The 17,414-nt window shown below is 61.6% G+C and carries 15 protein-coding genes; 10 read left to right on the top strand and 5 right to left on the bottom strand.

From position 1 onward, the window contains the following. Nucleotides 1-153 precede the first annotated feature (153 nt). Genes FHS47_RS18725 through rfbB form a run of 5 tightly spaced genes read right to left on the bottom strand, consistent with a single transcriptional unit; the run spans nucleotide 154 to nucleotide 4,979 of the window. Entirely contained in the window at nucleotides 154-1,566 is a 1,413-nt protein-coding gene (locus FHS47_RS18725; RefSeq protein ID WP_167031831.1) for a mannose-1-phosphate guanylyltransferase/mannose-6-phosphate isomerase, read from the bottom strand. A 17-nt stretch (nucleotides 1,567-1,583) separates the two neighbouring features. Further along, the gene (gene rfbD / locus FHS47_RS18730; protein ID WP_167031835.1) at nucleotides 1,584-2,483 is read right to left on the bottom strand and encodes a dTDP-4-dehydrorhamnose reductase; all 900 of its coding nucleotides are present in this window, start codon (nucleotides 2,481-2,483) and stop codon (nucleotides 1,584-1,586) included. Continuing rightward, nucleotides 2,480-3,037, bottom strand: a complete 558-nt coding sequence (gene rfbC, locus FHS47_RS18735; protein ID WP_167032358.1) for a dTDP-4-dehydrorhamnose 3,5-epimerase — start codon at nucleotides 3,035-3,037, stop codon at nucleotides 2,480-2,482. Before rfbC ends, rfbD begins: the two co-directional genes overlap by 4 nt. After that, on the bottom strand, nucleotides 3,037-3,915 hold the full coding sequence (gene rfbA / locus FHS47_RS18740; protein ID WP_167031838.1) for a glucose-1-phosphate thymidylyltransferase RfbA: 879 nt from the start codon (nucleotides 3,913-3,915) through the stop codon (nucleotides 3,037-3,039). The genes rfbC and rfbA overlap by 1 nt, the downstream gene beginning before the upstream one ends. Then, nucleotides 3,912-4,979, bottom strand: coding sequence for a dTDP-glucose 4,6-dehydratase (gene rfbB, locus FHS47_RS18745; RefSeq protein WP_167031841.1), 1,068 nt, complete (start codon nucleotides 4,977-4,979; stop codon nucleotides 3,912-3,914). Before rfbB ends, rfbA begins: the two co-directional genes overlap by 4 nt. A 356-nt stretch (nucleotides 4,980-5,335) precedes the next feature. Between rfbB and FHS47_RS18750 the strand changes: the two genes are divergently transcribed. The 10 genes from FHS47_RS18750 to FHS47_RS18795 all read left to right on the top strand — a co-directional run bounded on the left by FHS47_RS18750 (nucleotide 5,336) and on the right by FHS47_RS18795 (nucleotide 17,409). Then, nucleotides 5,336-6,502, top strand: coding sequence for a PLP-dependent aspartate aminotransferase family protein (locus FHS47_RS18750; RefSeq protein ID WP_167031844.1), 1,167 nt, complete (start codon nucleotides 5,336-5,338; stop codon nucleotides 6,500-6,502). A 278-nt stretch (nucleotides 6,503-6,780) separates the two neighbouring features. Then, complete coding sequence (locus tag FHS47_RS18755) at nucleotides 6,781-7,917, top strand: glycosyltransferase family 4 protein (RefSeq protein ID WP_167031847.1); 1,137 nt, start codon at nucleotides 6,781-6,783, stop codon at nucleotides 7,915-7,917. Beyond that, entirely contained in the window at nucleotides 7,914-8,708 is a 795-nt protein-coding gene (locus tag FHS47_RS18760) for an ABC transporter permease (protein ID WP_167031850.1), read from the top strand. The genes FHS47_RS18755 and FHS47_RS18760 overlap by 4 nt, the downstream gene beginning before the upstream one ends. Next, on the top strand, nucleotides 8,705-9,997 hold the full coding sequence (locus FHS47_RS18765; protein WP_167031853.1) for an ABC transporter ATP-binding protein: 1,293 nt from the start codon (nucleotides 8,705-8,707) through the stop codon (nucleotides 9,995-9,997). Before FHS47_RS18760 ends, FHS47_RS18765 begins: the two co-directional genes overlap by 4 nt. 38 nt (nucleotides 9,998-10,035) lie before the next feature. Then, nucleotides 10,036-11,649 (top strand): methyltransferase domain-containing protein, encoded by a 1,614-nt coding sequence (locus tag FHS47_RS18770; RefSeq protein WP_167031856.1) that lies wholly within the window; start codon nucleotides 10,036-10,038, stop codon nucleotides 11,647-11,649. Continuing rightward, nucleotides 11,646-12,578: a GDP-mannose 4,6-dehydratase gene (locus FHS47_RS18775; protein ID WP_167031860.1), complete on the top strand. Its 933-nt coding sequence runs from the start codon at nucleotides 11,646-11,648 to the stop codon at nucleotides 12,576-12,578. Before FHS47_RS18770 ends, FHS47_RS18775 begins: the two co-directional genes overlap by 4 nt. Then, nucleotides 12,575-13,552, top strand: coding sequence for a GDP-mannose 4,6-dehydratase (gene gmd, locus FHS47_RS18780; RefSeq protein ID WP_167031862.1), 978 nt, complete (start codon nucleotides 12,575-12,577; stop codon nucleotides 13,550-13,552). The genes FHS47_RS18775 and gmd overlap by 4 nt, the downstream gene beginning before the upstream one ends. Then, nucleotides 13,549-14,571 (top strand): glycosyltransferase family 4 protein, encoded by a 1,023-nt coding sequence (locus FHS47_RS18785; protein ID WP_167031864.1) that lies wholly within the window; start codon nucleotides 13,549-13,551, stop codon nucleotides 14,569-14,571. The genes gmd and FHS47_RS18785 overlap by 4 nt, the downstream gene beginning before the upstream one ends. A gap of 64 nt (nucleotides 14,572-14,635) precedes the next feature. Further along, nucleotides 14,636-16,660, top strand: a complete 2,025-nt coding sequence (locus FHS47_RS18790; protein ID WP_167031866.1) for a glycosyltransferase — start codon at nucleotides 14,636-14,638, stop codon at nucleotides 16,658-16,660. An 11-nt stretch (nucleotides 16,661-16,671) separates the two neighbouring features. Continuing rightward, entirely contained in the window at nucleotides 16,672-17,409 is a 738-nt protein-coding gene (locus FHS47_RS18795) for an NAD-dependent epimerase/dehydratase family protein (RefSeq protein WP_167031868.1), read from the top strand. The last annotated feature ends 5 nt before the right edge of the window (nucleotides 17,410-17,414 follow it).

A 17,414-nucleotide genomic window follows, 5' to 3' on the forward strand; every position in this document is an offset into this window, starting at 1 on the left:
GATCCATATCGACGGAAATCCTCGTCAACGCGGCCTTCATGGCCTTGTCTCATCCCTTACCCGCCGGTTCATCGAACTCTAGGGGAAGCGAAGACTCATGCCGAGGGGCCTGGCTGGACCTGGCCGCACCGAGGGCGGCCAGGTCGGGACGGCTCAGGCGCGTCCGTAGACGTCGTCGAAGCGCACGATGTCGTCTTCGCCGAGGTAGCTTCCTGACTGGACTTCGATGAGTTCGACGGGCACCTTTCCGGGATTGCGCAGGCGGTGACGGCTACCAAGCGGCAGGTAGGTGCTCTGGTTCTCTGCGAGCAGGAACACTTTATCGTCGCAGGTGACTTCGGCGACACCCTTGACCACGATCCAATGCTCGGCACGATGATGATGCATCTGCAGGCTGAGCGCGGCACCGGGTTTCACGACGATGCGCTTAACCTGGAAGCGATCTCCCGATTCGAGCGAATCGTAGCTGCCCCATGGGCGGCGGACGACACGATGAAGGTCATGTTCGCTGCGACCGGCCGATTTCAGTTCGTCGACGATCTTCTTCACGTCCTGGGATGCATCGCGACGGGCCACGAGGGTGGCATCCGGGGTGGTGACCACTACGACGTCTTCGAGACCGAGCGTTGCCACGAGGTGGCGATTGTGAGACCGGATGAGCGAGCCCCTGGTATCGATGGCGATGACGTCTCCCTCGGTGTGGTTGCCGTTGCTGTCCTTGGTCGCCGCGAGCCAGAGCGCATCCCATGAGCCGATGTCGCTCCAGCCGCAGCTCACCGGCACGACCGCAGCACGCGAGGTTTTCTCCATGACCGCGTAATCTATCGAATCGCCAGGAGCCGCCGCGAAAGCCTCGGCATCGAGGCGGACGAAGTCGAGGTCGGTGTTGGCCTTCGTATAGGCTTCCTTGGCGGCCGCCAACATTTCCGGTGCATGTTGTGCGAGTTCTTCGAGGTAGATCGCCGCGCGAAACAGGAACATGCCCGAGTTCCAATCGTACTGGCCGCTTGCCAGGTACGACTCGGCGACCTCGAGCTTCGGCTTTTCGACGAACTGACTGACCCGATAGCTCTGGTTCTCCAACGCGTCGCCGCGCTGGATATAACCGAATCCCGTTTCGGCACGATCCGGGCGGATTCCAAAAGTCACTAGCCAGCCTTGATCGGCAAGCGGAAGGGCTTTTGCCACAGCCTCCGAGAACGAGCCGTCGTCACCAATCAGGTGGTCCGCGGGGAGCACCAGGATCAGCGCATCGGACGATTTCTCCAGCGCGCGAAGCGCCCCCACCGCGATCGCAGGAGCCGTGTTCTTGGCCATGGGTTCAAGCAGGATGCTGGCATCGTTCAGGCCGAGTTCTTGCAACTGCTCAGCGGCAAGGAACCGATGATCGTCGGCAGCGACGACAATGGGCGCCACGGTATCGGGCAGCCGGGATGCGCGAAGCAACGTCTGCTGGAAGAGGGTCTGGTCCCCGGTAAGGGAGAGGAACTGCTTTGGCAGATTACGCCGGGACACCGGCCATAGGCGCGTACCACTGCCGCCGCTGAGGATCAAGGGAATAAGCATGAGTCGCTCCGTCGCAATCACGGGTGAAGAGAATCAAGTACAGCGTCCAGCGCATACTGCCAATCGGCGAGTCGATAGTCGAACGTGCGCTCGAACTTCGACGGGTCCAGGACAGAATAGGCTGGCCGGCGGGCAGATGTGGGGAATTCGCTCGTGCTCACTGGTTCCAGACGGGGCATCCGGTCAAGCAGCCCGCGACTGACGGCTCCCTCGAAGATCGCCCTGGCAAAGCCATGCCACGTGGTCTGGCCATGACAGGTCACGTGGAAGGTACCTTCGAGCGATGGAGCGCTGGACTTGTCCTGCGTCTTCCGCCGCCTGAGCATGTGGTGGATGGCGCCGGCCACTACCGCAGTCGTCGTTGGGGAGCCCATCTGGTCATCCACGACACGAAGCGCGTCGCGTTCCCTGGCCAGTCTCAGCATGGTGACGAAGAAATTGCGGCCGGCGGGACCGTATAGCCACGACGTTCGCAGGATGGCATGGGATGCGCCGCTTTCCCTCAGTCGTTGTTCGCCGATGGCCTTGCTCCGGCCATACGAGTTGATCGGGGCGATAGGGGTGTCTTCCGTGTAAGGCCGGGACGCCGTTCCGTCGAATACGTAGTCCGTCGAGACATGCAGGACAAAAGCTCCGTGCTGGAAAGCCCACCGCCCCATCTCGCCTACGGAATGCGCATTGACGGCCAACGCGGTCTCTTCGTCGCTTTCGGCGGCGTCGACGGCCGTGTAGGCGGCTGTGTTGACGATGATGTTGGGCACTATCTTGTCGAGCGCTGGTGCTATCTCATCCGGGCGGCTCAGGTCCAGGTGCGGAAGTATGTCTCCCGCGCGCCCCGAGAAAAGGGTTTCCGGGGGCAGAATTGCCCTCAACGCAGCCGCGAGCTGCCCATTCGCACCTGTGACGAGGACCGTCACGTCGACACGTTCGGGAGGCGCTCCCGCGGGATATCGGCCAGTAACGGAGCGTCCATGTCCTTACGCGACAGCAACGGCTCGCTGATGGGCCAGTCGATGCCAATCGCTGGGTCGTCCCAGCGAATGGCGGCGTCGGCGGCCGGATCGTATAGCGTCGTGCACTGGTACATGAATGTGGCCGCATCGGAAACGACGCAGAAACCGTGCGCATATCCAGGCGGGATCCAGAAATGGCGCTTGTTCACCGACGACAGCATGGCGGCGACCCATTTTCCGAAGGTTTCGGATGCTGGGCGGATGTCAACTGCGACGTCGTACACTTCGCCCTCGAGAACGGTGACGAGCTTCCCTTGCGGATGCGGCTGCTGGTAGTGCAGGCCTCGTAACACGCCACGAGTGGAGCGCGAAATATTCGTCTGTACGAAAGAAGCGTCGATCCCGATGTCGGCGAACTTGGCTTGATGAAAGCTCTCGAAGAAAAATCCCCGGTCATCGCCGTGGACGACCGGATCGATGACAAGGACACCTTCGAGCGATGTCTTGGTTACTTTGATCATGTGTTACCGATCTTGGCCAGCCTGCGAAGGTATTCGCCGTAGCCCGTTTTGCCCAGTGTCGACGCGATGCGGAGAACCTGTTCCGCATCGATCCATCCATTGTGGAAGGCGATTTCTTCGATGCAGCAGACCTTGAGGCCCTGTCGCTTCTCGATGGTTTGGATATACATCCCCGCTTCCATGAGCGAATCGTGCGTTCCCGTATCCAGCCAAGCGAACCCGCGTCCGAGGCGTTCAAGCTGGAGCTTGCCCTCCGCGAGATAGCGCATGTTGAGGTCGGTGATCTCAAGCTCACCGCGAGCGGACGGCTTCAGATCGGCCGCGATATCGGATGCCCGGCCATCGTAGAAGTAAAGACCCGTCACCGCGAAGTTGGACTTCGGCGTGGAGGGCTTTTCCTCCAGGCCAACCACCTTGCCTGCGGCGTCGAATTCGGCGACACCGTAACGCTCCGGATCGCTCACCCAATAGCCGAAAACGGTAGCACCCTCGGTGCGAGCCGCTGCGCGCCTGAGGTGATCGGTCAATCCGTGTCCGTAGAAGATATTGTCGCCGAGGACCAGGCAACTGGGCTGTCCACCGATAAATTCCCGGCCGATCAGGAATGCCTGGGCAAGGCCATCCGGCGACGGTTGTATCGCATAACTGATGTTGACGCCCCACTGCGAGCCATCGCCCAGGAGGCGCTGGAACATCGATTGCTCATGGGGCGTATTGATGATCAGGATGTCCCGGATGCCCGCCAACATGAGCGTTGCAAGCGGGTAATAGATCATCGGCTTGTCGTAGACAGGCAGGAGCTGCTTGCTCACGCCTTGCGTGATCGGATAGAGGCGGGTGCCGGATCCGCCGGCGAGGACGATGCCCCGAGTCATGCGCCGAGTCGCTCCATACGGTAAGAGCCGTCGAGGACGCGCTTGGTCCATTCGCCGTTATCAAGGTACCACTTGACGGTATCTCTCAAGCCCTGCTCGAAGGTATGGGCCGGACGCCAGCCGAGCTCGTGCTGGATCTTGGAAGCATCGATGGCGTACCGCTTGTCGTGGCCGGGCCGGTCGCGGACGAATTCGATCTGGGACTCCCGGGCGATTCCGTCCGTGCGCGGTGTCAGCTCGTCAAGCACGGCGCAGATGGCCCTGACGACATCTATGTTCCGGCGCTCGGAGTCGCCACCCACGTTGTAGGTCTCTCCGGGTGTTCCCGCTTCCAGCACGCGTTCGATCGCTTCGCAGTGATCTCCGACATGCAGCCAGTCGCGTACGTTGCTGCCGTCACCGTAGACCGGTAGCGAATCGCCAGCCAGCGCCCGGTTGATTGTCAGCGGAATGAGCTTCTCCGGAAACTGGAACGGCCCGTAATTGTTGGAACAATTTGTCGTCAGGACGGGGAGGCCGTACGTATGGTGGAACGCGCGCACTAGGTGGTCCGAAGCGGCCTTCGAGGCCGAGTAAGGACTGTTGGGCGCATAGGGCGTCGTCTCCGTGAACTTGCCGCTGTCGCCCAGCGATCCGTAGACCTCGTCGGTCGACACGTGCAGGAAACGGAACTGCGCCCGAGCCTCGGGCGCAAGGGACAACCAGTAATCCCTGCAAGCCTCTAGCAGGGAGAGCGTGCCGACGACATTGGTTTCGATAAACGCCGCCGGTCCATCGATGGAACGATCGACGTGCGACTCGGCCGCGAAATTGATGACCGCGGTAGGCTGTTCCTCGCGGAGAAGCGTCAGCATCAACGCGCGATCGCCGATGTCCCCTTGCACGAATCGATACTGGCGCTGTCCTGCGATCGAGGCCAGCGTATCTGGGTTGCCCGCATAGGTCAGCTTGTCGACGTTTAGCACGCGGCGGGAGGCAGCGACGGCGCGGAGGACGAAGTTGCCACCGATGAAGCCAGCACCGCCGGTAACCAGCAGACGCGTGTGAGCCGCAGTTGAATCCATGCATGTTCCTCTTGACGATTGTCGGTGTCGCTGCCCGCGCCGACGCTAGCCCATCATGATGCACGGGAATAGCGCCCGTACCAAGCACATTACCTAAACGCTCGTTTCCCGAAACTTCGCCTTAAGGCTAGTTGGGAGGCAGGGCAGGCGGCTTTAGGATATCCCCGCAGAAGAGTTGCTATATCTAGCTAAGTGAATGATAATTAAGGGATAAAGTTGATCGCCACTGTTCGGTGAGCGCCCGGCGGCAGGTAATCTGAATGGTTTGGCGCCCATGGGTCACCTCGGGCTGGCTGTAGCGGTAAGATATCAGGCTTTGCCCGGCCCTCCGGGCGGTAATTCAAGCTGGATGCCCCATGAAGAAGAAAACGCGATCGACCGACCTCGACCTCGCTACGCGTGTCATCCATGCGGGGCAGGCTCCCGACCCTTCGACGGGAGCCATCATGCAGCCAATCTACGCCACCTCGACCTATGTTCAGGAAAGCCCTGGCCGCCATAAGGGCTACGAGTACTCGCGTACCCAGAACCCGACGCGCGGTGCCTACGAGCGTTGCGTCGCCGATCTGGAGGGCGGGGATGCCGGATTCGCGTTTGGTTCCGGCCTGGCCGCAGCGGCCACGGTCCTGGAACTGTTGGACAGCGGTGACCATGTCATAGCCATGGATGATCTCTACGGGGGCACGTATCGTCTGTTCGAGCGGGTTCGCCGCCGCTCCGCCGGCCTCGATTTCACCTTCGTCGACCTCAATGACCTGGCCGCCCTCAAGGTGGCCCTCAAGCCGACCAGCCGGATGATCTGGCTCGAGACGCCGACCAACCCCATGCTCAGGCTGGCGGATATTGGCAAGCTCGCCGCATTCGCGCGCAAGCATGGCTTGCTGCTGGTGGTCGACAACACGTTCTCGTCGCCCATCCTGCAGCGGCCGATCGAGCAGGGTGCCGACCTCGTGCTGCACTCGGCCACGAAGTACCTAAACGGCCATTCGGACATGGTGGGCGGCATCGTCGTGACGGCCACGGCCGAGCTCTCGGAGCGCATGGCGTTCCTCCAGAATTCGATCGGTGCCATTGCAGGGCCATTCGATGCCTTCCTTGCCCTGCGCGGCCTCAAAACTCTCAGCCTGCGCATGAAGGCCCATTGCGCCAATGCGATGGATCTCGCCAAGTGGCTGGACAAGCATCCCGCGGTCAACCGGGTGATCTACCCAGGACTCAAGTCGCATCCCCAGCACGCGTTGGCGCAGCGACAGATGGACGGATTCGGCGGAATCATCTCAGTGGAAGTCTCAGGAGGCCTGCGGAAAGCCCGGCGCGTTCTCGAGCGCTGCGAACTGTTCGCGCTCGCCGAATCGCTGGGTGGTGTCGAAAGCCTGATCGAGCATCCCGGGATGATGACGCACGCCTCGATCCCGGCGGCCAACCGTAAGCGGTTGGGCATAAGCGACGGTCTGATCAGGCTGTCGGTAGGTGTGGAACACGTGGAAGACCTGCGTCGGGAATTGGCGGCTGCCTTAGCGTGAGGCTCGAAATGGTCACGTCGCGACATCCGATGAGCGGTGGCGCCAAGGGACGCAGCAGGGCGGTGGCTCTTTTGCGTTCCCTGACTCATGCAGGGGGTCATCCAGTCGTCCGTCGTCTCTATGCTCTTGTTCCGCTTCGCTGGAAGGATGCGCTGCGTGCGCGCCTCATAGCGGCTGCCAGTGGCACGACTCATGGAGCGGTCGCATTGGCAGGCGACAGATCCGCGGCACCCAAGGCTCTTCCGCTGCGAGTGCCTGTCCCGGACAACGGTCGCGGTGTGAATCTCATCGGGTTCGCGCACGGGGCGCTGGGCCTGTCCGAGAATTTCCGGGCGCTCGCACGTGCGCTTCTCGCGGAGGGTTATGCTGTATCCCTGGTGGACGCGGGGGTTCTCGACGCCGTGCGAAACAGCGATCGCGCGGGAGATCTGACCCTGTCGTCCAGCGCTCCCTATCCGATCGACATTTTTTGCATCAATCCGGACCAGCTTGGCGCGGCGATGGAAGCCACGAGCGTGGCCCGCCGGCCGGACGCTTACCGGATCGGCTACTGGTTCTGGGAACTTGAAGCGATTCCGGCGGACTGGTTGCCGGCGCTGGACGACGTGGACGAAATCTGGGTCGCTTCGCCATTCGTACGCGATGCTTTCATGTCCGTAACGCGCAAACCGGTGACCTTGGTGCGCGTGCCGGTGGAGCCGCCTGTGCTGCCTGGGAGGGGCAAGGGCGAAGACGCCCCGTTCGGTTTCCTTTTCAGTTTCGACTTCCACTCCTATATCGCGCGGAAGAATCCCGCCGCCGTGATCGATGCGTTTACCCGCGCCTTCCCTCGAGGTGACGAAAACGTACGGCTGGTGATCAAGTCGAACAACGGCGAAGCCTTCCGGGAGCAGCTGTATGCGTTGCTCGCGCGGGCCGCAGGCGATCCGCGGGTGCGGGTCGTCGATGGGTACGTGCCGCGCGAGCAGATGCTTGATCTGCTCGATGCCGCCGAGGCCTACGTCTCGCTTCATCGTTCGGAAGGCTTTGGCCTTGGCATGGCCGAGGCCATGGCCCTGGGCAAGGCCGTGATAGGTACGGGCTATTCGGGAAACCTCGAGTTCATGGATGCCGGGAATAGCCGGCTGGTCCGCTTCGAGATGGTGGCTGTCGGGCCGGGCGAATACATGCACGGAGAAGGATGTGCATGGGCCGAGCCGGACGTCGACCACGCGGCCGCGCTCATGCGCGAACTGGCAGCAGACCGCCAGGGTGCCGCCGAACTTGGACGGCGCGCAGCCGAAGAGATGAAGTCGCGGCACTCGATGAGTGTCGCCGGCCGGATCGCGGTCGAGCGCCTGAGCGCCGTTCGCCAGATGTTCCCCGTCGTGGCCGACATCCCCCATGCAGCCAATCACCTTGGGGCCAACCCATGAAAGACATGTTTCTAGCTGTCTGGCGCTATCGGCATTTCATCGTCTCGTCGATCCGCAACGACCTGCGCTCGCGCTTTGCGCGAAGCAAGCTTGGCGCGGTCTGGATGATCCTGCAGCCCCTTGCCCAGGTAGCCATCTACTCGCTGGTCCTTTCTCGCATCATGTCGGCGAAGTTGCCCGGTATCGATAACCGGTATGCCTATTCGCTCTATCTGCTCTCTGGCATGTTGGCGTGGTCGCTGTTCAGCGAGATCGTGTCCCGGTCGATCACCGTGTTCGTGGACAATGGCGGCCTGCTGAAAAAGATCGTCTTTCCGCGGGTATGCCTCCCGATCACCGTCGTGGGCTCGGCGTTGGTCAACAATCTGATGCTATTCCTCATGACCATCGTCGTGTTTGCCCTGCTGGGGCATCTTCCGACACTGGCCTTGCTGTGGGTGCCCGCACTCATGCTCAGCACGATCGCGCTGGGTCTCGGACTCGGTTTGCTGCTCGGCGTGCTCAACGTCTTCGTGCGCGACATCAATCAGGTCATGGTCGTCGTCCTCCAGCTCTGGTTCTGGCTGACTCCGATCGTCTACATGGTTTCGATCGTGCCGCCGCAGCTGATGTATGTCATGCGACTCAATCCGATGTATTGGATCGTTACCGAATATCAGGCCTTGCTCGTCTACGGACGGGCACCGGATCCGATGTCGCTCCTGCCGATCGGCGTCTCCGCACTGGTCCTTCTGATCCTAGGTCTTCTGCTGTTCCGCCGCGCGGCAACCGATATGGTGGATGTCCTGTGAGCACTCCTGTCCTTGGGTTGGAAAACATTGGCAAGTCGTATCGTGAATACGGTAGCGAATGGCGCCGCTTCGGCACATGGGTCGGCTGGCACTCCAAGCGCATCAAGGAGCACTGGGTGCTGCGTAACGTAAGTTTCAACATCATGCCTGGCGAAGCGCTGGGCATCGTTGGGCAAAACGGCGCGGGAAAGAGCACGCTGCTAAAGATCGTTACCGGTACGCTGGGCGCTACCGAAGGCCGGGTGTCCGCATCCGGTCGTATCGCTGCAATCCTCGAGCTGGGCATGGGTTTCAACCCGGACCTGACCGGGCGTGAGAACGTCGTGCACAGTGCGGGCCTGATGGGTTTCTCGCGCGCGCAGATCGACTCATTGATGCCCGATATCGAGGCGTTTGCCGAGGTGGGCGAATACTTCGACGAGCCGCTCCGCACCTACTCGAGCGGCATGCAGATGCGCGTTGCCTTTAGCCTGGCCACGGCGTCGCGCCCGGATGTCCTTATCGTCGACGAAGCGCTTTCCGTCGGGGATGCGTATTTCGTGCACAAGTGTTTCAAACGCATTCGTCAGTTTCGCGACGAAGGCACGACGCTCCTCATCGTTTCCCACGACAAGGCAGCGATCCAGGGGCTGTGCGATCGTGCGATCCTGATCGAAAAAGGCCGGCTGATCGCCGATGGCACGCCGCAGCAGGTGCTCGATCTGTACAACGCTCTTATTGCCGATATGGAAAATGGCACGATCAAGCAGGTCGATGCCGGCGGGCAGGCCGCGACGCTTTCCGGGACAGGCGAGGCCACGATCGAAAGCGTTCATCTGGAAACGCTGGACCGGAAGGTCGTCGATTATGTCGGCGTGGGTGATCCCGTCGAACTGGTGATCCGTGCGCGGCTCCGTCAGGCCATCCCCTGCCTTGTCGTGGGCTATATGATCCGCGATCGCCTTGGACAGGTTATGTATGGCACGAACACCTCGTATACGAACCAGGTGGCGGCGAATGTTTCTGCGGGCGATCTTGTCGAGGTGCGCTCGCGGTTCGATGTAAATCTCGGCGTGGGTACCTATTCGGTTTCCGTGGCCTTGACGAGCACCGAGACACATCTCGCCGACAACTTCGAATGGCGCGATCTCGCGCTTGTCTTCACGGTGGCGAACATGGGGAAGACGCCCTTTGTCGGTCACGCATGGCTTCCTCCTGTCATCACCGTCGGGTGCAACGGCCGCCTCCTCGCGGAAGCCCGATCCGGCGACGGCACCGATAATGCCTGCCTCGTATCGGGGCACGGCTGAGCATGTCATCGAATTACGAATGCCTGGGGCGCATGTAAATGCAGCAGCAAGAACCGAAAAATCTTTTCCCCATCGACCGGACCCTTTCTCTCGATGAGCTCATGGAGCGCGTTCGTGCCGAAGTGGCCCGGCGCCGTGCTGCGCAGGCGACGGAGCACGATGGAGAAGAGGCCGGAAAGGGCCCTGCCGACAGGTTGCCGCGCTGGCTCCCGGCGTCGGGCAATCTGCCTGCGAAGCCCGCCTACAGTCTTGATGAACTCCTGCAGTTCGCCGACGAGGAATTCGTTGCGACGGCCTATCGTGTTCTCCTCCGTCGTCCGCCGGACAGTGCGGGGATGACTCACTACCTGGTCGCGCTGCGCAACGGCCATTTGAGCAAAGTGGAAATACTCGGAGAGATCCGCTTTTCGGAAGAGGGGCGCAAGGCTGACGTGCATGTCGATGGGCTCCTTATTCCCTACAAGCTGCATGGGTTGCGACGTGTTCCCATCCTGGGCAAGTTTCTCGCGTTCTCCCTCGCGCTGAAGAATCTGCCGCGGCTATCCCGTTACCTGCAGACGATGGAGAGCTCGTCGGCACGGGCGGCCCAGGATATGGGGCGCCTGATCAATCGGATCGACGAAGCGGTCGAGCGGCGCCTGGAAGTCGTCGATGAGGAAATGTCGACCAGGGCCACGCTCGCCAGCTTCCGCTTCCTTGAATCGCGTGTGGATCAGCTGGAATCCAGAATCGAGCAGATGCTGTCCGCCCGCGCATCGAAAGACAAGGAGGTTGCCGAGATTCGAGAGTTCGCTCGCAGCATCGAGCAACGTCTGGTGATGCTGGACGAGCACGAGGCCTCCCTGCGCGAGGCGGTAGTCGCCACGCGGCGGGGTGTCATCGATCTCCAGCGCAAAGCCCTGGCTAGTGTCCAGGCGTCATCGTCGGCCAAGGCCGAGTCGGTCGGGGGCGGCTCCGCGAGCGCGGAAAGCATATTCGATGCCGAATACGTATCGTTCGAAAAGGCGTTCCGCGGTTCGCGCGACGACATCAAGGAGCGTGCGGCGGAGTACCTGTCGACGTTTGCCGAGGCGGCCATCGAGCCGGGCAGCGGGCGCATTCTCGACCTGGGCTGTGGCCGGGGCGAATGGCTGGAATTATTGTCAGAAAAGGGATTCACGGTCACGGGCGTCGACATGAATACGTCGATGCTCGACGAATGCCGTGAGCTTGGTCTCGACGTCGTGGAAGGCGATGCCGTTGCCTACCTTGCCAGCCTCGAGGATGCCTCGGTTTCTGCGATCACCTCAATGCACCTGGTGGAGCATCTGCCGCACGATGTCATGATCCGCCTGATCGACGAAGCGCATCGGGTGCTGAAGCCGGGTGGCATCCTGGTGCTGGAGACACCGAATCCGGAAAATATCACGGTCGGTTCGTGCTGGTTCTATATGGATCCGACCCACCGAAATCCGATTCCGCCGGCGCTGCTTGGATGGACCTTGTCCAACCGCGGATTCGACGCCGTGGAGTTGAAGCGTCTCGACAAGAACCGGGCGACCAGTGGCATCGTCCCGTGGTCAGACGATGTGCCCGGCGCGGAAGGATTCAATCGCCTGCTGGCCTATTTCAACGCGGCGCCCGACTATGCCGCCATCGGACGGAAGGCATGAGTGGGCGTACGACAACGTCGACGCTTTATCTGACCGGCGCTAGCGGCTTTGTCGGCAAGCATGTGCTTGCGGAGGCCCAGCGCGGTGTCTTTGGCGACACGGGCGTGGCATCGGCATCCGCTGGCCTTGATCTACGTGACGCGGTGGCGGTGCTGGCCGACATCGATGCCATTCGCCCCGATACGGTAGTGCATCTCGCCGCACAGAGTTTCGTTCCGGAATCGTTCGTCCGGCCGCGCGATACGATCGACACCAACCTGATCGGCACGCTCAATCTCCTGGAAGCCCTCAAGTCGACGGGTTTCAGGGGGCGCATGCTCTATGTGAGTTCGGGGGACGTCTACGGCGCCGTGCCTGAGGCGGACCTGCCCGTTGTGGAAGCGCAGCCGCCCATGCCGCGCAGCCCGTATGCAGTGAGCAAGGTCGCCGCCGAACTGCTGTGCCGGCAATATCAGCTCTCCGTCGACTTCGAGATCGTCGTGGCACGGCCATTCAACCACATCGGCCCGGGGCAGGACGTGCGTTTTGTCGTCCCATCCCTCGCACGCCAGGTCGCCCGGATTGCAGCAGGCATGGAGCCGGCGGAGATCCTGGCGGGGGATATCGACGTGACGCGCGATTTCAGCGATGTTCGCGACGTCGTGGGGGCGTACGCCGCGCTGCTGAGGTCCGGTCGCGCTGGCGAGATATATAATGTGTGTTCGGGGCGCGAGGTAAAGATCAGGGACATCCTCATGATCCTTTGCCGTCAGGCGGGCGTCGCCCCGGACATTCGACAAGATGCGGCGAAGCTGAGGCCGAGCGAGCAGCGCCGCATGGTCGCTAGCTCGGGCAAGCTTGCCGGGGACACCGGTTGGGCGCCTCAATGGACGCTCGAGCGGACGCTGCAACAGATTCTCGACACTTTCAGTACCAAGGACTCGCTGTGAACAAGAATGCGCTGATTACCGGTATCACGGGGCAGGATGGTGCCTATCTTGCCAAGCTTCTGCTGGATAAGGGATACACCGTCTACGGCCTGATGGCCCGCCGTGGCTCGGACGGTCTCTGGCGGTTGCGCGAACTCGGCGTCGAGAACGAGGTGTCGCTGATCGATGGCGACCTCATGGACGTCACGTCACTCATTCGTGCCATGGAAACCTCCAAAGCTTCCGAAGTCTACAACCTCGGCGCGCAGAGCTTCGTGGGGACTTCCTGGACACAGCCGGTCCTCACCGCCCAGGTCACCGGCGTCGGCGCGGTGAACGTCCTTGAGGCTGTGCGCATCGTGAATCCGGAAGCGCGCTTCTACCAGGCATCCACCAGCGAGATGTTCGGTCTTATCCAGGCCGAGAGGCAGGATGAGTCCACGCCGTTCTATCCGCGGAGCCCGTATGGTGTCGCCAAGCTCATGGCGCACTGGGCTACGGTCAACTATCGCGAGAGCTTTGGCCTGCATGCGTCCAGCGGCATTCTGTTCAATCATGAATCGCCGTTGCGCGGTCCCGAGTTCGTGACCCGTAAGGTGGCTCTCGCGGTGGCGCGCATCAAGCTCGGCCTGCAAAAGGAACTTCGCCTCGGCAATATCGACGCGAAGCGCGATTGGGGTTTCGCTGGCGACTACGTCGAAGCCATGTGGGCCATGCTTCAGCAGGAGCAGGCAGACGACTACGTCATTGCCACGGGCGTGACGACGACCGTTCGCGACATGTGCGAGATCGCTTTCTCCCATGTCGGCCTGAACTATAAGGATCACGTCGTCATCGATCCGGAGTTCTTCCGGCCGGCTGAAGTTGACGTGTTGCTGGGCAATCCGGGCAAGGCCGAGCGCAAACTGGGTTGGAAACCGCACACGTCCCTGAACGAACTGATTGCCATGATGGTTGACGCGGACATGCGTCGGTTGGGTGGTGCTCCTGAATGAAGGTGGCTGTCGTCACGGTTCGGGCCTCGTCCGGCGAACAGGGGGGGGCGGAACGCCTCTTCGATGCACTCGTGCAGTCGTTCCTGGACCTGGGGCACGAAGCGGAGGAAGTCTGCCTATATACGGATGAATCGACGTACGAACGCATCCTGGAAAACTACCTCCACTTCCACGACCTCGATCTCTCGTCTTTCGACCTGGTCGTGTCGACCAAGGCGCCAACGTGGATGGTCCGTCATGAACGGCATGTCTGTTTTCTCATGCACACGATCCGCGCGTTCTATGACATGTTCGATGATTTGTTCCCGCAGCCGACGGCCGGGTTGCTGGAGCAGCGGGAACTGATCCATCTGCTCGACTCAGGGGCGCTCGCGAGGTGCAAGTCGATCGACGCCATTGGCCACGAAGTTGCGCAGCGCCTGAGGCACTGGAACGGGCTGGAATCCGGGGTGCTTCACCCGCCGCTTTGGGAAAACCCCTTCCGTAGCGCGCCATCGGAGCCTTTCCTGTTCCTTCCTGGCCGGTTGCATAGCTGGAAGCGCACCGATCTCGTGGTTCGTGCGATGCGCCACGTGAAATCGCCGGTACGGCTGCTTCTGGCCGGCACAGGCGAGGCCGAAGACGACATTCGTAGGCTCGCGGCCGGGGATGCAAGGGTCGAGTTGCTCGGCCGCGTGTCCGACCGCGACCTTGTCGACCACTACGCGCGGTGTTTTGCCGTTCCGTTCACGCCGAAGCGCGAGGATTATGGTTTCGTGACCCTCGAGGCGTTCGCGAGCGGAAAGCCGGTGATCACGTGTGACGATTCGGGCGAAGCCGCCCTGATCGTGCGCGAACAGCAGGCAGGCATCGTATGCGAGCCCACGCCGGAATCGGTCGCCGCTGCGATCGACCAGATGTATGAACATCCCGGCAAGCGAGCGGAAATGGGCGAGAGGGGACGAGCATGGGTGATTGGCCTTGACTGGCGCGATATCGCCAGGAAGCTGATCGACAGATCCGGTGTTCTCGTGGCATGAAGAGGAATATTTTTCGTGACAAGGGCTTGGAGGTAACGGCAGCGTGACAGGGCAGAAGAAAGTCGTGGTCATCGACATGCAGCCGATCACGCCCGCCGTGGGTGGCGGGCGCCAACGCCTGCTGGGGCTCTATCACGCGCTGGGCGACGACATCCAGGCGACCTACATCGGCAGCTACGATTGGGCTGGCGAGGCGTTTCGCGATCATCAGCTGACACCTGGCCTGCGCGAGATCGTGGTTCCGTTGAGCAATGCCCATCACGCGGCGGCGCACGCGGCTGCTGAAGCCATGGGCGGGCGTGTCGTTATCGATTGCCTGTTTTCGAGCCAGGTGCACCTGTCGACCGAATACCTGCAGACGGCTACCACGTATATCGAGGAGGCGGATATCGTCGTCTTCTCTCACCCTTGGGCTTACCCGCCACTGGCCGATAAACTGCGCCCCGGGCAGCTTGTCGTCTATGACTCGCAGAACGTCGAGTCGGTGCTGCGAACCGACCTGCACGGCGACCTTGCAAACGCGGACGACGTGCTTCGTAACGTCGTTGCCGACGAGTACGCGCTTTGCCGCCGTGCCGACCTCGTATTGGCCTGTTCGCATGACGACAGGGAAACGTTCGCGCGGCTTTACGGTTTGCCTATGGCGAAGCTTCGCGTCGTCCCCAACGGGATTTTCGCATTCGCGCGGCAGCGTCCCTCGACTGCCGAGGTGGCAGCTGCGCGCGAGGCGCTCGGTGTAAAGGAAGCACGGACGTGCATCTTCGTTGGCAGCAACTACGGCCCGAACAACGACGCCGCACGATTCATCGCCACCGAGCTCGCCATGGCCATGCCAGATGTGCGCTTCGCGATCGTCGGTGGTTGCGGTGCCCATCTTGCGAATCTTCCGTTACCCGCCAATGTGTCGCTGACAGGTGTGCTGGAGGAAGAAGAGAAGGCGCGGTGGCTGGATATCGCGGACGTTGCGCTCAATCCGCTGGCACAGGGTTCCGGCACCAGCATCAAGATGTTCGATTTCATGGCCGCGCGGGTGCCCGTCCTGACGACGGTGCCCGGTGCCAGGGGGATCGTAAGCACGGGTAAGCCGGTGTTTCGCGTGGCTTCGCGGGCGCATACCCTGACGGCCTTGCGGGACTTGCTTAAGAACGAGGCAGAGCGCGTCGAGATGGCGACGAACGCCCGTCGCCTGGTTGAGGACATCTACGCCTGGGAGCGGATCTCGCCAAAGCTCGGGTGGATACTGAAGGCAGCTCTTCGCGCACACCGCGAGGGAAGGCCGAAGTTCAGCGTCGTCATCCCGAGCTACGAGCGGCCGGAGCATCTGGGCCGGTTGTTCGCCTGTCTCGACGCCCAGATAGAGAAAGACTTCGAAGTTGTCGTGATCGACCAGTCCGCCGAGCCTTGGGGCGACGCGGAACGCCCGCGTACATTCCCAGTCATCTATATACATACGCCTGTGAGGGGGGCTGTCAAGGCGCGTAACGCGGGCGGCGATATCGCGACCGGCAGCATGATCGCCTTCACCGACGACGATTGCGAGCCTTTTCCGGACTGGCTCTCGGCGGCGGTTCCACTCATTGCCGACCATACTCTTGTTGGAGTTGAGGGACGCGTGGAGTCCGATCATCTGGGCGACCCGGATTGGCGTCCGGTAAGCAACGTCGCGTTTACGGGCCTCGGCTTTATGACCGCCAATCTCATGGCGACGAACGAAGCCTTCCAGTGCCTCGATGGTTTCGATCTGCGTTTCGACGAGCCTCATTTCCGGGAGGACACCGATTTCGGTTGGCGCCTGCAGAGCCTGGGAAACGTTCCGTATCGAAACGATGTCCGGGTATATCACCCGGCGCATCGCCGGGATATCGCCCGGGAGTCCTCCGCGGAGCGCAACAAGTTCTTCGAGAAGGACGCATTGCTGTACAAGAAGCACCCTGAGCGCTACCGGGATCTGTTCCTGGCTGAAGGCCATTGGCGGAGTACGCCGGGATTTCTTGAGCATTTCCTCCTCGGCATGGCTAAGTACGACGTACGTCCGGAAGGCTGGTTGCTCGACTACATCGACATTGGCACGGCCCAGTCGACCTCATGAGGGGCATTCGCATGAAGGAACATGTTGCGGTGGACAATGACGTGACGGTGGTCGGAAGGGGCCTGTTGGGTCGGGCATTCTCGGCGGCTCGCGGATTCGCGCCTGGGACTGTCGTTTTCGCATCCGGGGTGTCGAATTCGAGCACCGTGGAAGCGGCGGCGTTCGAGCGTGAGTCCACTTTACTGCGCCGGTGGATGGATACATCGCATGGGAATCTCGTGTATTTCAGCAGTTGCGGTCTCGCCAGTGGCGAGAGCGCCCATTCGAAGTACATGAGACACAAGCGCGACATGGAAGCGATCGTGCTCCAGGGGGATCGGAGCCGCGTGTTTCGCCTTCCGCAGGTCGTCGGCTACACGGACAATCCGTACACGCTTATCAATTACCTCCGGCAACACATCGTGGAATGTACGCCGTTCGAGGTCTGGTCGAAGGCGGAGCGCAACCTGATCGATATCGACGATGTCGTCGCCATTGTCACGGAGATGGTTCGGGACCCGCGGGAGCAGCCGCGTGTGGTCAACGTGGCCGGTCTGCGCTCGACGCCGATGCCGGAGATCGTTCGATTGCTAGAAAGGAGCCTCGGTCGGAAGGCGAACTTCACACTGGTCGCCAAGGGAGAACCTATGACACTGGATACACGGCATACAGCCGAGGTGGCCCGGCGGCTAGGTCTCGACCTCGGTGAGACGTATCCGGGGCGGGTTATCGCAAGGTATTGCGCAAGCGTTGCTCTCCCTCCATGCTGACGGCC

It is taken from the genome of Luteibacter sp. SG786 (genome assembly GCF_011759605.1).
Lineage (GTDB): Bacteria > Pseudomonadota > Gammaproteobacteria > Xanthomonadales > Rhodanobacteraceae > Luteibacter.